The organism is Aeromicrobium sp., assembly GCF_014378035.1.
Taxonomy (GTDB): Bacteria; Actinomycetota; Actinomycetes; order Propionibacteriales; family Nocardioidaceae; genus Aeromicrobium.
The window spans coordinates 1-14,276 of sequence record NZ_JACMOM010000275.1 but is presented as its reverse complement, the minus strand read 5'-3'; the positions used below and the strand labels follow the sequence as shown (position 1 = coordinate 14,276).

Below are 14,276 nucleotides of genomic sequence, written 5' to 3'. Positions count from 1 at the left end.
CCGTGGGCTGATTGACGAGGTGGCCGACCGGCTGGTGCTGACGCAGGCTGGGCGCCTGCTGGCGGACGCCGTCGTGCGCGAGCTGACCGACTGACTTCTCGATCTCCGGTGAAGACGAGGGTCAGTGCTGTGCGGTCACGAAGTCGATGAGCTCCTCGACCCGGCCGAGAAATTGTGGCTCGAGGTCGGCGTAGGAGTCGACCCGGCTGAGGATGTGCTTCCATGCGCGGGCGATGTCGGCCTGGTCGGCGTGCGGCCAGCCGAGCGACTCACAGATTCCGTACTTCCACTCGGTGCCGCGGGGGATGACGGGCCAGGTTGACATGCCCAGCCGGTCGGGCTTGACCGACTGCCAGACGTCGACGTAGGGATGGCCGACGACGAGCACGTGCGGGCGCCCTGACACCTTGTCGGCGAGGCGGGTCTCCTTGGATCCGGGCACGAGGTGGTCGACGAGCACCCCGAGCCGGCGACGTGGGCCGGGGTCGAACCCGTCGACGACGGCGACGAGGTCGTCGATCCCACCGAGGTACTCCACAGCGACACCCTCGACGCGCAGGTCGTCGCCCCACACCTTCTCGACGAGCTCGGCATCGTGACGACCCTCGACGTAGATGCGGCTCGGCAGCGCGACACGGGCCCGGGCTCCGACGACTGCTCGCGACCCCGATGCCGTGCGGGAGCGGTCGGCGACCGGCGTTGATGTCGCGGGGCGGAGGACGACGGGCTGGCCGTCGAGCAGGTAACCCGGGCCGAGGGGGAACGAGCGTCGGGTGAGGCTACGGTCCTCCAGGATCATCATGTCCAGGTCCTTCTCGATGACCATGATCTCGCCACAGAACCCGGTCGTGGCGTCCTCGATGACCATGCCGCGCTCGGCTACGACCTCGACCGACCGCCCTCGAGGCGGCACCTTCCAATCGCCGGACAGCACGTCTGAGCCGTAGCGGTCAACCATGCAGCGCGCCGAGGAGCAGCTGGTGGAGGTCTTCGAGCTGGTCCTTGGAGATGTCGGGGTGAACGAGGGTCGTCCGGACTCCGACGAGGCCGAGGGCCAGGTCGACGGCGACCGGCCAGCTCGGTGCGACGTGCGCAGGCACATCGTCGGTCCAGAGGTCACCGACCGCGACGGTGGTGTGCGCCGGGTCGTCAGTGGTCGTGACGGTCATGACCAGCTCGCCGCCGACCGGCCCGTGGCCCAGGTGCGCGACTTCCACGAAGACTCCGCCGAGGTCAGCCGCCCAGACGGACGACAGTCCGCCGCCCTGCGACTCGTGCGCGATGGTGGTGCCGTCATCGAGAGTGACCAGACGTGGTGTGTAGGTGAGGGTGCGCTCAGCGCCTTCAACGACCAGGACCCCCTCGTCCGTCTCCCTGATTCCGCCCACCTCGCTAGACTGGCACTTGACCGAAGAGAGTGCCAGCGCGACGCGCGGAAGGGGGCGTGATGTCTGACGACCGTCGACTCGACGTCCTCCGGGCGATCGTCGAGGACTACGTGGCAACACAGGAACCTGTCGGTTCGCGCTCGCTGCTCGAGCGTCACCAGCTCGGCGTGTCGCCCGCCACGGTTCGCAACGACATGGCGGGCCTCGAGGACGAGGGATACATCACCCAGCCCCACACGAGCGCGGGTCGCATCCCGACCGACAAGGGCTACCGCATGTTCGTCGACAAGCTCGCGACGGTCAAAGCGTTGTCGCCGGCCGAGCGCCGCGCCATCGAGACCTTCCTCACCGGTGCGGTCGACGTCGACGACGTCGTGCAGCGTTCCGTGCGGGTGCTTGCGCAGCTCACCAACCAGGTGGCAATCGTCCAGTACCCGTCGCTCACCCGGTCCACCGTGCGTCACATCGAGTTCGTCGCGCTCGAGGGGGCGCGTGTGCTGCTGGTCGTCATCACCAGCAGCGGGCGCGTCGAGCAGCGCATCATCGAGCTCGTCGAGACGCCCGGCGAGCAGCTCATCTCCGATCTTCGCTCGCGCATCACGCAGGCCACCGCGGGGCAGCGCCTCCCCGAGGCATCGCTGCGCCTGGCCGAGCTGATCGAGTCCTTCTCCCCCCACGACCGGCCCGTCGTCACCGCGATCGTCACGACCCTGTCGCTGATCTTCTCCAACGAGCGTTCCGACGAGCGCATCGCGGTCGGTGGCACCGCCAACCTGGTGCGGTTCGGCAGCGACTTCGACTCCGCCATCAAGCCGGTGCTCGAAGCCATCGAGGAGCAGGTCGTGCTGCTGAAGCTGCTTGGCGAGGCGACCAGCGGGTTGACGGTCCGCATCGGCAGCGAGACAGGGCACGAAAGCCTGTCCAGCACGGCGGTCGTATCCATCGCGTACGGCGCCGACGACCAGGCGTTGGCGACACTTGGCACGATGGGCCCGACCCGCATGGACTATCCCGCGACCATGGCTGCCGTCGGCGCCGTCTCCCGCTACGTCGGTCGACTGCTGGCGGACAACTGAACACGCACCACGACTTGCCCAGACACCCACCCGGGGCCCCCAGGCCCGTCATCGGTAGAGAAAATTAGGACACATGGCTCAGGACTACTACGCACTGCTCGGCGTCGGACGTGACGTGAACGCCGACGAGCTCAAGAAGGCCTATCGCAAGCTCGCGCGCCAGCTTCACCCCGACGTCAACGAGGCGCCCGACGCGTCAGACCGGTTCAAGGAGGTGACCGTTGCCTACGAGGTGCTGTCGGATCCGCAGAAGCGATCGACGTACGACCGTGGCGGCGACCCCATGAGCGGCGGTGGCGGGGCCGGCGCCGGTCAGGGCTTCAGCTTCGACGACATCATGGACGCCTTCTTCGGCCAGAACGCCGGGCGTGGTCCCAAGGCACGCGCTCAGCGGGGTCAGGACGCGCTGCTGCGCCTCGACGTCGATCTCGCCGAGGCCGCATTCGGCGTCACCCACGACATCAAGGTCGACACCGCCGTCACCTGCTCGACGTGCGCCGGCAGTGGTGCGGCGGAAGGCTCCGAGCCGGTCATGTGCCGCACGTGTCACGGACATGGCGACGTCCAGCACGTCCAGCGCTCGCTCCTTGGTGACATCCGGACGTCGAGGCCGTGCCCCACGTGCCACGGCTTCGGGACAGTCATCCCCGACCCGTGCGCGGAGTGCGCGGGCGAGGGTCGGGTCCGGTCGCGCCGTTCCATCTCGGTGACCATCCCGCAGGGGGTCGACCAAGGCACGCGCATCCAGCTGTCAGGCGAGGGTGAGGTCGGTCCCGGAGGCGGTCCTGCCGGAGACCTCTACCTCGAGATCAATGTCGAACGGCACCCGATCTTCCAGCGCAAGGGTGACCACCTGCTGTGCCAGATCACGCTGCCGATGACTGCTGCAGCGCTCGGCACGCACGTCGACCTCCCCACGCTCGAGGCCGACACGCCGGAGCCCGACAAAGACGCGATGCAGGTCGAGGTCGACATTGCCGCGGGCACGCAGTCGGGCGACACGATCACCGTGAAGGGTCAAGGCGTGCCGCGCCTGCGCGGCCCTGGCCGCGGAGACCTCAGAGTGCAGGTCGTCGTCGAGACCCCGCTCAAGATCGACGACGAGCAGCGGGCGCTGCTCGAGCAGCTCGCGAAGCTACGTGACGAGGAACGCCCCGAGGCGATGCTCGGCGCCAACCACCGGGGTGTCTTCGGCAAGATCAAGGGCGCCTTCAAGTGAGCGAAGGCCGCACCGATCCCGACTGCCTGTTCTGCAAGATCGTCGCAGGCGACATCCCTGCCGACATCGTGTCGGAGACCGAGCACACCGTGGCGTTCCGCGACCTCAGCCCGCAAGCACCGACTCATGTCCTGGTCATCCCGCGCACCCACGAGCCCGACATCGGCAGCCTCGCCGCAGCCGATGCCGAGGCGACGATTGCGCTTCTCGCGGAGGCGCGCACGATCGCTGGCGCCGAGAGCAACGGGTCGTACCGGCTGGTCTTCAACACGGGGGCCGACGCGCATCAGACGGTGTTCCACTGCCACGCGCACGTGCTGGCAGGTCGACCGCTCGGCTGGCCACCGGGTTGAGCACGGGCTCCGGCGCTTTCGTCGCGTTCGCGTGCAACGGCGGGCAATGCGTACGATTGGTCCCACATGACTGACGACACGATCCCCGCTCACACGTTCACGATCCCGTCGAGCGTCCCCGCAGTCGCACTCCTCGGGCCGGCCGACGATTTCCTGCGCCTCATCGAAGACTCGTTCTCGGCGCGCATCCACGCACGTGGCGACACCATCACGGTCACCGGGCCACCCGCCGAGGCAGCGCTCGTGGAGCGCCTGCTCGACGAGCTCGTGACGATCCTGCGGACGGGTCAGGACCTCACCCGAGAGACGGTCGAGCGCAGCGTCGCGATGCTGCGCACCGAGACGCAGGAGAAGCCTGCTGAGGTGCTGAGCCTCAACATCCTCTCCAACCGCGGCCGCACGATCCGGCCCAAGACCGTCAACCAGAAACGTTACGTCGACGCCATCGACACGAACACCATCGTGTTCGGCATCGGTCCGGCCGGCACCGGCAAGACCTATCTCGCCATGGCCAAGGCTGTGCAGGCACTGCAGGCCAAGGACGTGAGCCGCATCATCCTGACCCGACCCGCGGTCGAGGCCGGCGAGCACCTCGGTTTCCTGCCGGGCTCGCTGAGCGACAAGATCGATCCGTACCTGCGCCCGCTCTACGACGCGCTTCACGACATGATCGATCCCGAGACCATTCCCAAGCTGATCGAGACGGGCGTCATCGAGGTTGCACCGCTGGCCTACATGCGTGGCCGCACCCTCAACGACGCGTTCATCATCCTCGACGAGGCGCAGAACACGACGCAGGAGCAGATGAAGATGTTCCTCACGCGACTGGGCTTCGGCTCGCGCATCGTGGTCACCGGTGATGTCACGCAGGTCGACCTCCCCACCGGCAGCAAGAGCGGCCTGCGGGTCGTGCAGGACATCCTCGAAGGCGTCCTCGACATCCACTTCTCCTACCTGACGGCGTCAGACGTCGTCAGGCACAAGCTCGTCGGGCGCATCGTCGCGGCCTACGGCGAGTTCGAAGAGGGTGCACAGACCCATGAACGTCGACGTACTCAATGAGTCCGGCGCCGACGTCGATGTCGTCGGCCTGACAAGGCTTTGCCGCTTCGCGATGCGCCGCATGCGACTGCACCCCGCGACCGAGCTGACTGTCCGGCTCGTCGACCCTGACACGATCGCGGTCCTCAACCAGCAGTGGATGGGCAAGAAGGGTCCGACCGACGTCCTGTCGTTCCCGATGGACGAGCTCACCCCCGGGCTCGATGACGAGGAGAGCCCGGAGGGCTACCTCGGCGACATCGCCCTGTGTCCGCAGGTCGCCGAGCAGCAGGCGCCATCCGCAGGGCACTCGACCCAGGACGAGGTCGATCTGCTGACGGTGCACGGGATCCTGCACCTGCTGGGCTACGACCACGGTGAGCCGTCGGAGCACCAGGAGATGTTCGGCATCCAGGGGCGCCTGCTGCTGGAGTGGCAGCAGGCAGCCGAGGGCAAGGATCCCGAGCAGTCGTGACCAGTAGACCCACATGATCGGCCCGGTAGTCCTCTCGATCGTCCTCGCCGTGGTCGCTGGCACACTTGCCAGCGTCGATGCCGCCATCTCGGCGTTCTCGAAGGCCCGCGCCGAGGAGCTCGAGGACGAGGGCCGCGGGGGAGCAGGCCGGCTCGTGACGATCCTCGAGGACCCTGCACCGTTCCTCAACTCGATCCTGCTGATGCGCGTGCTCGCCGAGACGTCGAGCATCGTGCTGGTCGCGCTTGTCGTGGCCGACGAGCTCGACGGGCTGTGGAGCAGGTTCGGCGTCGCGGTGGCGATCATGGTCGTCGTCAGCTTCGTCCTCATCGGCGTTGGTCCACGCACACTCGGGCGTCAGCATGCCGAGCGCATCGCCCTCGCGTCGGCGATGCCGACCATCGTCCTCACGCGCATGCTCGGCCCCATCCCGCAGCTGCTGATCCTGCTGGGCAACGCGGTGACGCCCGGCAAGGGGTTCAGCGAGGGTCCGTTCGCCTCGGAGGTCGAGGTGCGTGAGCTCGTTGACCTCGCCGCAGCGAGCTCATTGATCGAGTCCGACGAAGGCAAGATGCTGCAGTCGGTGTTCGAGCTCGGCGACACCATCGCTCGCGAGGTCATGGTGCCGCGCACCGACCTCGTCTTCGTCGAGCGCCACAAGACCTTGCGGCAGGCCATGTCGCTCGCGCTGAGGAGCGGGTACTCGCGCATCCCGGTCATCGGAGAGAATCTCGACGACGTCGTCGGCATGGCGTACCTCAAGGACATCACCAAGCGCGTCTTCGACAACCATGTCTCCGAGACGACAGAGCTCATCGAGTCGATCGCCCGACCGTGCCTGTTCGTCCCCGATACCAAGCCGGCCGACGACCTCCTCAAGGAGATGCAGGCGCAGCGCACCCACGTTGCGATCGTCGTCGACGAGTTCGGCGGCACGTCCGGCATGGTCACGATCGAGGACATCGTCGAAGAGATCGTCGGTGAGATCACCGACGAGTACGACACCGAACCTGAGGAGAGCGAGGAGCTTGCCGACGGCTCGTGGCGCCTCAGCTCGCGGTTCGAGGTCGACGACCTGGAAGAGCTCTTCGACATCCCGATCGAGGACGAGGACGTCGACTCGGTCGGTGGCCTCATGGCCAAGCACCTGGGCAAGGTGCCCATCCGTGGCAGTGTGATCGAGGTCGAAGGCCTCAGGTTCGAGGCAGAGGGGCCGTCGGGCCGACGCAACCGCATCGGCCGGGTCCTCGTGAGCAGGCTCGATCCCCAGACAGATGACGAACATTCGAGAGGTTCAAACCATGGAACTCAGTCCTGAGGACGCCAAGCTCGTGACGCTGGCACGGGCTTCCCGTGCACGCACGGGGGCAGAGCACGGTGCCGCCGTGCGCGACCGCGACGGCCGGACCTATGCCGCGTCGACCGTCGACCTGCCGTCCGTCCGCATCGATGCGCTCGACCTCGCGGTGGCGATGGCCGTGTCGTCCGGTGCCTCAGGACTCGAGGCCGCCGCGCTGGTCACCGAGATGCATCCCGAACCCGTCATCAACGGCACTGCCGTACGCGACGTGTCGGGGCACGGCGTCAGCGTCTTCATCGCCGACCCCACGGGCGCCGTGGTGAAGGTGCGTACGACGTGAGCGCGTTCCACTCCGGCTTCGCGTGCTTCGTCGGACGACCCAACGCCGGAAAGTCCACTCTCACCAACGCGCTGGTCGGCGGCAAGATCGCGATCACCTCCTCGAAGCCGCAGACGACACGCCACGCGATCCGCGGACTGGTCAACCGTGACGATGCGCAGCTGATCCTGATCGACACTCCCGGCCTGCACAAGCCGCACACGCTGCTCGGCGAGCGTCTCAATGCACTCGTTCGATCGACGTGGTCTGAGGTCGACACGATCGGCATGTGCATGCCGGCGAACGAGTCGGTCGGTGAGGGCGACAAGTTCCTGATCCGCGAGCTGGCTCAGATCCGCCGCAAGCCGGTGTTTGCCATCGCGACCAAGATCGACCTCGTCTCTCCCGACAAGCTGCGCAACCACCTGCTCGCCATCCAGCAGGCTGGCGCCGACGCGGGCCTGGCGTGGCAGGAGATCATCCCCGTCTCGGCGGTCGCCGACGACCAGGTGGGTCTGCTCGCCGACCTGCTGATCGGCACTCTCCCCGAGGGGCCCGCGCTCTACCCCGAGGGCAAGCTCACCGATGAGCCCGAGGAGACGCTGATCGCCGAGATCATCCGCGAAGCCGCGCTCGAAGGTGTACGCGACGAGCTGCCGCACTCCATCGCGGTCGTTGTCGATGAGATGGTGCCTCGTCCTGACCGACCCGAGGGCAAGCCGCTCATGGACGTGCGGGTCAACGTGTATGTCGAGCGCGACAGCCAGAAGGGCATCATCATCGGCAAGCAGGGTGCACGCCTCAAGGAGATCGGCTCGGACTCGCGTGCCCAGATCGAGGCGATCCTCGGCACACGGGTCTACCTCGACCTGCACGTCAAGGTGGCCAAGGAGTGGCAGCGCGACCCCAAGCAGCTGCGCAAGCTCGGATTCTGAGCGCGACGGTCATGACCGTTCGGCAGCCCATCATCGACAGCGGCGTCCTTCGGCTGCGCGACTTCGCGGCGTCCGACGTGCCGCTCGTGCAGTCTGCGTCGCAAACCTCGATCCCTGACAGCACGACTGTGCCTCGAACGGCAGGTGTACCTGAAGCGTTGGCCTACATAGAGCGCCAGCTCGACCGGCTCCCCTCGGGCACGGGCTACGCATGTGCCATGGCGCGCACGATTGACGATGTCGCCGTCGGCTACATCGGGCTGCAGTTGCGAGATGTTGATTCCGGCCGCGCCTCGCTCGGCTACTGGGTCGGGCCTCATCAACGAGGTGACGGTTACGCAGCCCTGGCATTGCGAGCTCTCAGTGACTGGTCTGATGCCACGTTGGCCATCGCGCGGCTCGAGCTCTACGTCGAGCCGTCGAACATCGCTTCGTGCCGGACGGCCGAGGCCGCAGGCTTCGAGCGGGAGGGTCTGTTGCGCTCGTGGCGGGTTGTTGGCGACAGCCGCCGCGACATGTGGATGTACTCGAGAATCCGCGACGCCTGACGTCTCGTCCATCTGACGATTAGGCTCGCCACTGGAAAGTGCAGACGAGAGGGCTGATCGTGGACGCTGTCGAGGCGCTCGGTGAGATCGGGTTCTGGCTCGAGCGCGAGCAGGCCCAGTCCTACAAGGTCAAAGCCTTCCGCACTGCCGCGGCAGCGATCTGCGACCTTGACCCTGACGAGCTCGAGTCGAGGGCGAAGGACGGCCGGCTCAAGCGGGTCAAGGGCATCGGCGACCGCACGTTCGAGGTCATCCGTCAGGCGGTCGAGGGTGAAGTACCCGACTACCTCGCCGACCTGCGGACTCGCAGCGAAGCCCCGCTCGCCTCGGGCGGATCCGACCTGCGGGCGTTGCTGCGCGGCGACCTGCACAGCCACTCCGACTGGTCGGACGGCGGATCCCCGATCGAGGAGATGGCGAGGGCAGCCAGGTGGCGGGGTCGTGAGTACCAGGTGCTGACCGACCACTCGCCGAGGTTGACGATCGCCAACGGACTCTCGATCGAGCGCCTCACCGAACAGCTCGACGTCGTGGCGGAGGTTGACAGCTCGTACGACGACTTCCGCCTGCTCAGCGGCATCGAGGTCGACATCCTCGACGACGGAGCTCTCGACCAGACCGAGGAGATGCTCGAGCGTCTCGACGTCGTCGTCGCGAGCGTGCACTCCAAGCTCACGATGGCGAGTGACGCGATGACGCGCAGGATGGCCACCGCGATCAGCAACCCCCGCACCAATGTGCTCGGCCACTGCACGGGCCGACTCGTCGCGGGTTCCCGAGGGAATCGGCCAGAATCGTCGTTCGATGCCGAGCTCGTCTTCGCTGCCTGTGAACGGTTCGACGTCGCTGTGGAGATCAACTCGCGACCGGAGCGGCAGGACCCGCCGAGCCGCCTGATCGAGCTGGCGCTGGACGCTGGCTGTCTCTTTGCGATCGACACAGACGCGCACGCTCCCGGTCAGCTCGACTTCCTCGACTTCGGTGCCGAGCGGGCGGACGCAAACAAGGTGCCGGCTGATCGAGTGGTCACGACATGGCCCGTCGAGCAGCTGCTGGAATGGTCGCACGCGAAAAGGTAGGAACCGCCTGCGCAGCTGACCTATTGGAGGTGGTGCGGTGGCTGATGTTGGGGGAGGATCGGCGGCGGGTGCGAGATGTAGGTGTGGCCCGTGGGTGTTGTCCAGACAGACGCTTTGCCGTGGGAGCGAACGGTCCAGCCAGGCTGGCCCTTGATGGCGTGGGAACGCCTGCACAGACCTTGCGCGTTCTCCTTGATCGTGGGCCCACCGTCCGCGAACTCGTGGATGTGGTCGGCATCGCGGATCTTGGCGTCGCACCCGGGTTGGCGGCACCGGCGGTCGCGGGCGCGCACATGTTTGCCGAGCGGGCCGTCGAAGCGGCGGCGGTGGGGGTCTCTCGCGACCAGCGTGCCATCGACGGGGTCGACGAGAAGGCGCCGGATGAAGAGGTCTGGCGCCCGGGCGATGAGCTCGTCGGCGATATCGGGGCTGATGGGTCCGTAGCCGGTGAGCTCGACGGCATTGTCGCCGTCGCCGTTGCCCTCGCCATCGGTGGCGAGGAGGGTCTCGGCGTCCATCACGAGCTCGATCTCGACACCGACGGCATCGGCATGGACAATGCCGGTGACTCGTTCGATCAGCGTCTCGGTCATGATCTGGCCGATGTTCCGTTCGTCGCCCACACCATGGAGACCGTGGGCCCAGGCGTCGAGGACGTTGTAGGCGGCGACGATCTGCTCGGCCTTCCCGCGGACCTGGAGGATCGCGACCCCATCGGTGTCGGGGAACATCGTCACCCGGTTGTCGGCGCGGTTGGCGAGCGCGCGCACGCGGGCCGCCTCGGCATCGATGCGGATCACCGCCCGGGCTGTGGCCTGCCCGGTCTTGATGTGGGTGAGCCCCGGAAGCTGGGGAGCGATCCCGGCGTCGAGCACGATGTAGTCGTCGATGCCGAGCGAGCTCGACTCGTTGACGACGGCCCGCGCCGACAGCTCGGAGATGGCCCCGGTGCTGAAGAGCTGCATCACTGCGGGCAGGTGGTCGAGTGCCAGAGCGAGCCCAAGCTGCGTGCCGGCCGCCGAAGGCGAGATGTTGCGGGCCATCGACACCTCACCGATGACGGAGAGCGAGGCGTCGCCGTGCCAGATGTGCATCGCCAGGGCTCTTGCACGGTGCAGGTGGGCGATCTGGGCCACCTGCTCGGCCTGGGCGGAGCGGATCAGACGGTCCATCGCGACGACCGCGTCGATGCGGTTGACGTCGGCCTCAAGATCGGGGTCGGCACCGAAGTCGTGGGCGCGGACCTGCTGGAGGAGATCGCCGGCGGCCACGTCTGAGAACATGTCTTCATCATACTCGAACAGGCGTTCGAATGGAAGAGATATCGCCCACGATGGCAGGCAAATCTGGACAACCAACGTCAGCCGAGGCTGTCAGCCAGCTCCCGCACGTCATCCTCGGTGAGATCGGCGGCGACGCGGCCGGTGACGTCGTCGTAGACATCGATCAGCACCGACAGGTCCTTGACCATCCGGCGCGCCCGGGCGGGCCCGTTGCCGCAGTCGGCGCGACATTCACCCGATGCGGCGACGAGGTGCGCGATGACCAGTGCCGTGGTGGCGTAGGCCTCTGCCGCGCCCAGGTCCGGACCCATCACGAAGGCGAGCACGCGCGAGGCCGACACGTGGAACTCGTGGTGCTCGTGGTCGAGGTCGCCCGTCGCGCGGGGGAAAGCCATCGCAGCATCGAGGGCGGCCTGGACGTCAGACAGTCCACCGTCGCGAGCAATCCACGACTCAGCCTCATCGACAGCCCGGAGGGCATGACCGCGGGCTTCGGGCTCGAGCAGTGCGACGACCTGTCGTGCCTGCATGATGCGCAGGCGGGCCCTGATGGTGGGGGAGTCTTCGGTCGTGCCGAAGAGCCGACCGATGAGGGGCACGAGTCGCGCCCGGTCGCTCTCACGCAGCAGGTCGTTGGCCGTTCGGGCCTCGTGCGCCAGCATCGGGTGGGTGCACTCGGGACGATCGCTCCACACCTCACCGGCGAGCAGAGAGACGTACTCCATCACGCACGCCTCGCCGTGATCGGCGTCGTGCGACCCTGCGGACAGAGACGGCAGGAAGTCGGGAAGGCTCATCATCACTCCAACAGCTGGGCGGCGAGCATGGCGCCGAGCTCGGCGGCCCGCTCGAGACGATTGTCGCTCGGTTCACCAAGGAACGCGACCATACCGGCCGCCTGCACCCAGCCGAGCCCGGTCGTGATCGAGAGCACCGATCGCTGAACACCGCATGAATCGACAGTGACGATGTCTGAGGAAATTGCTGGGTGGTTCGCCATGTCCCCGACGCCGACACGCCTCGTCGTTCATCTAGGACCTCCAAGTCTCCTATGATCGGCCGATGAGCCAAAACGAATCTTCAGATGCACGCGGCGGGCTCCTGCGGAGGGCGAGGCGGTTGGCCACGATGCTCCCCTCACCCCGCGACGAGGCCGCGCTCGGTGTTGCGCGCAACGTTCGCGCGCTGGTGACGGGCAAGGGGCAGCCCGCGCCAGCAAGTGCGAAGCCACTCGGGGGCGCCGCGGTGCCGAAACGAAAGAACCGGCCGACGTCCGCCTCGCCCAGCTGGCGGCCGGCAGCCGGCATTCCCGGACGCTGGTTGCGTGTCGTCCGCACCCCTGACGAGCCGCTTGAGCACGTCGACCGCGAGGTGGCCGACCCGTCTGAGGCGGCAGCCGTGCGGGCCGGCTGGCTGCTCATCGATGCCCACGAGCGGCTCAGCATCCGCGGCGCGGAGCAGGTGTTCGGTCACGAGCTCGACGCTTGGCACCGCTACACGGACGACAGCCTCGTCATCCTCGATCACCCCGGCAACGCCGAGTCGGTCAAGGTGCACGAGAGCAAGAACAACCTGTTGCGTTATCGACGCACCATGGACTTCGCGCGGCGGGGCGAGCGGGTGTTCGACGTCGGCTTCGGCATGGGCTACCTCGCTGCGCAGCTGATCCGGGAGCGGGGGGTCGCGAGCTATCACGGCATCGACATCGAGCGTGAGAACGCTGTGCGCGCGGAGGCGCTCTTCGCCTCGAACGGCCTGTCCAATGCGGACATCACCCTGGAGCACGGCAATCTCTTCGACCTGACGAGGGAGCAGGTGGCGTCGACCGGGGCCACGCTGGTCATCTGCTGTGAGGTGCTCGAGCACGTCGACGACGCAGAGCTCGCCCTACGCATCCTCGCCGACGCCCTGCCCGACGGTGTCGATCTGGTGTTCTCCGTCCCCCTGCACGGGCGGCTGGAATCGGTGTGGGGTCATGTCTCGGTCTTCGACGTGGCCCGCCTGAAGGAGATGCTCGACGCAACCGGCCTTCACGCCCACCACGTCGAGCCGCTCGCGAACGTCTGGAGCCTTGTCGTGGCGTCGCGCAGCGCCGAGCCGTCGCGTCGGGTGCGGGAGGCGAGCGGCCGCCCGCCCCTGCGCTCGTCGGTCGCCCTCACCGAACACCGTGAGTTCATCAACGTGGAGGCCGGCGACATGACGCCCGACCACGCCAGCAAGCCGGGCGACGTCACGGTCGCCGGCGTCGGGCCACGTCGGGTGTCGTGCCGACTCGCGGGCAACGGAGGCGTGTCGTTCCCCGTGCAGGGGCTCGAGGCGCTGCGGCTGCTCATCCATTTCACCGACATCGTCAACGTGCGACGATTCGTGGTGCGCGCGACTGCCGACGGCACGAAAGTGTGCACCTGGGTGTGGAAGCCGACCGCCGAACAGATTGCACGGCCAGATCGACGGTTCTCGCTGCGTCCGGGCGAGGGTGCACGGCCCTTCGTCTCTGGCCCTCACGCTGATCTCGACCGCGCCGACAGGGTGGAGGTGGTGGCCGAGCTGGCCCCCGGTACGACCGCCGAGTTCAGTCTCACCGCCGCTTACCTGCCCTGACGACTGCTGGACTCCGGGCGCACGGCAGGTGACGTCCCGCGAATTCACAACTGCGCGATTGGGTTTGTGTGCCTACCATCTCTTATGGACTTTGAGACCGTCGCGCACGCAATTCTCGGCAATATCGAGAAGGTCATCGACGGCAAGCCCGAAGCTGCTGAGGCGGCGCTCGTCGTCTTCCTCGCCGAAGGTCATTTGCTGATCGAAGACGTTCCCGGCGTCGGCAAGACCGTGCTCGCCAAGGCCCTCGCCCGCTCGGTCAGCTGCTCGGTGAGACGCATCCAGTTCACGCCCGACCTCTTGCCGTCCGACATCACCGGCGTCTCGGTCTACAACCAGGTCGACCGCGAGTTCGAGTTCAAGCCCGGAGCGGTTTTCGCCAACATCGTGATCGGTGATGAGATCAACCGGGCCTCGCCCAAGACGCAGTCGGCACTGCTCGAGGCCATGGAGGAGCGCCAGGTCACCGTCGACGGCACCACGTACCAGCTAGGCAGCCCCTTCACCGTCGTCGCCACCCAGAACCCCTTCGAGATGGAGGGCCCCTCCGCTCCCCCGGAGGCCCAGCGCGCCCGCTTCATGGCCGGCATCTCGATGGGCTACCCGTCGGCAGCCGCCGAGCTCGAGATGGTGCGAGGCCGCGAGGCGCACAACCCGTT

General features: G+C 67.3%; 17 protein-coding genes. 12 read left to right on the top strand and 5 right to left on the bottom strand.

Features of this window, described 5'->3' with window-relative positions; translation table 11 throughout:
* Positions 1-121 precede the first annotated feature (121 nt).
* On the bottom strand, positions 122-958 hold the full coding sequence (locus tag H7290_RS14180; protein ID WP_290514665.1) for a DUF3097 domain-containing protein: 837 nt from the start codon (positions 956-958) through the stop codon (positions 122-124).
* Positions 951-1,388: a hypothetical protein gene (locus H7290_RS14175; RefSeq protein WP_290514664.1), complete on the bottom strand. Its 438-nt coding sequence runs from the start codon at positions 1,386-1,388 to the stop codon at positions 951-953. The genes H7290_RS14180 and H7290_RS14175 overlap by 8 nt, the downstream gene beginning before the upstream one ends.
* A gap of 59 nt (positions 1,389-1,447) precedes the next feature.
* Here H7290_RS14175 and hrcA point away from each other — a divergent pair, with 59 nt between their 5' ends.
* The 10 genes from hrcA to H7290_RS14125 all read left to right on the top strand — a co-directional run bounded on the left by hrcA (position 1,448) and on the right by H7290_RS14125 (position 9,733).
* A complete protein-coding gene (gene hrcA / locus H7290_RS14170; protein ID WP_290514663.1) occupies positions 1,448-2,464 on the top strand; it encodes a heat-inducible transcriptional repressor HrcA in 1,017 nt (338 codons plus the stop codon).
* A 73-nt stretch (positions 2,465-2,537) separates the two neighbouring features.
* Complete coding sequence (gene dnaJ / locus H7290_RS14165; RefSeq protein ID WP_290514662.1) at positions 2,538-3,683, top strand: molecular chaperone DnaJ; 1,146 nt, start codon at positions 2,538-2,540, stop codon at positions 3,681-3,683.
* A complete protein-coding gene (locus tag H7290_RS14160; protein ID WP_290514661.1) occupies positions 3,680-4,036 on the top strand; it encodes an HIT domain-containing protein in 357 nt (118 codons plus the stop codon). Before dnaJ ends, H7290_RS14160 begins: the two co-directional genes overlap by 4 nt.
* A 66-nt stretch (positions 4,037-4,102) precedes the next feature.
* Positions 4,103-5,098 carry a PhoH family protein gene (locus H7290_RS14155; RefSeq protein WP_290514660.1) on the top strand — a complete coding sequence of 332 codons (996 nt, stop codon included), beginning with the start codon at positions 4,103-4,105 and terminating at the stop codon, positions 5,096-5,098.
* Complete coding sequence (ybeY, locus tag H7290_RS14150) at positions 5,076-5,552, top strand: rRNA maturation RNase YbeY (protein WP_290514659.1); 477 nt, start codon at positions 5,076-5,078, stop codon at positions 5,550-5,552. The genes H7290_RS14155 and ybeY overlap by 23 nt, the downstream gene beginning before the upstream one ends.
* 13 nt (positions 5,553-5,565) lie before the next feature.
* Positions 5,566-6,870 (top strand): hemolysin family protein, encoded by a 1,305-nt coding sequence (locus H7290_RS14145; protein WP_290514658.1) that lies wholly within the window; start codon positions 5,566-5,568, stop codon positions 6,868-6,870.
* A complete protein-coding gene (locus tag H7290_RS14140) occupies positions 6,854-7,192 on the top strand; it encodes a cytidine deaminase (RefSeq protein WP_290514657.1) in 339 nt (112 codons plus the stop codon). Before H7290_RS14145 ends, H7290_RS14140 begins: the two co-directional genes overlap by 17 nt.
* Complete coding sequence (era, locus tag H7290_RS14135; protein ID WP_290514656.1) at positions 7,189-8,106, top strand: GTPase Era; 918 nt, start codon at positions 7,189-7,191, stop codon at positions 8,104-8,106. The genes H7290_RS14140 and era overlap by 4 nt, the downstream gene beginning before the upstream one ends.
* 11 nt (positions 8,107-8,117) lie before the next feature.
* On the top strand, positions 8,118-8,654 hold the full coding sequence (locus H7290_RS14130) for a GNAT family protein (protein WP_290514655.1): 537 nt from the start codon (positions 8,118-8,120) through the stop codon (positions 8,652-8,654).
* A 59-nt stretch (positions 8,655-8,713) separates the two neighbouring features.
* Positions 8,714-9,733 carry a PHP domain-containing protein gene (locus H7290_RS14125; RefSeq protein WP_290514654.1) on the top strand — a complete coding sequence of 340 codons (1,020 nt, stop codon included), beginning with the start codon at positions 8,714-8,716 and terminating at the stop codon, positions 9,731-9,733.
* Between the two features lie 20 nt (positions 9,734-9,753).
* On the opposite strand, the gene H7290_RS14120 is transcribed toward H7290_RS14125, so the two are convergent.
* The 3 genes from H7290_RS14120 to H7290_RS14110 form a co-directional block, all read right to left on the bottom strand.
* Positions 9,754-11,016: an HNH endonuclease signature motif containing protein gene (locus H7290_RS14120; RefSeq protein ID WP_290514653.1), complete on the bottom strand. Its 1,263-nt coding sequence runs from the start codon at positions 11,014-11,016 to the stop codon at positions 9,754-9,756.
* 77 nt (positions 11,017-11,093) lie between these two features.
* Positions 11,094-11,813, bottom strand: a complete 720-nt coding sequence (locus H7290_RS14115) for a hypothetical protein (RefSeq protein ID WP_290514652.1) — start codon at positions 11,811-11,813, stop codon at positions 11,094-11,096.
* Between the two features lie 2 nt (positions 11,814-11,815).
* Positions 11,816-11,950, bottom strand: a complete 135-nt coding sequence (locus H7290_RS14110) for a hypothetical protein (RefSeq protein ID WP_290514651.1) — start codon at positions 11,948-11,950, stop codon at positions 11,816-11,818.
* Between the two features lie 128 nt (positions 11,951-12,078).
* Between H7290_RS14110 and H7290_RS14105 the strand changes: the two genes are divergently transcribed.
* Together H7290_RS14105 and H7290_RS14100 are read left to right on the top strand one after the other, a co-directional pair.
* On the top strand, positions 12,079-13,617 hold the full coding sequence (locus H7290_RS14105) for a class I SAM-dependent methyltransferase (RefSeq protein ID WP_290514650.1): 1,539 nt from the start codon (positions 12,079-12,081) through the stop codon (positions 13,615-13,617).
* 84 nt (positions 13,618-13,701) lie between these two features.
* On the top strand, positions 13,702-14,276 hold a 575-nt coding region (locus H7290_RS14100; RefSeq protein WP_290514649.1), incomplete at its 3' end, for an AAA family ATPase.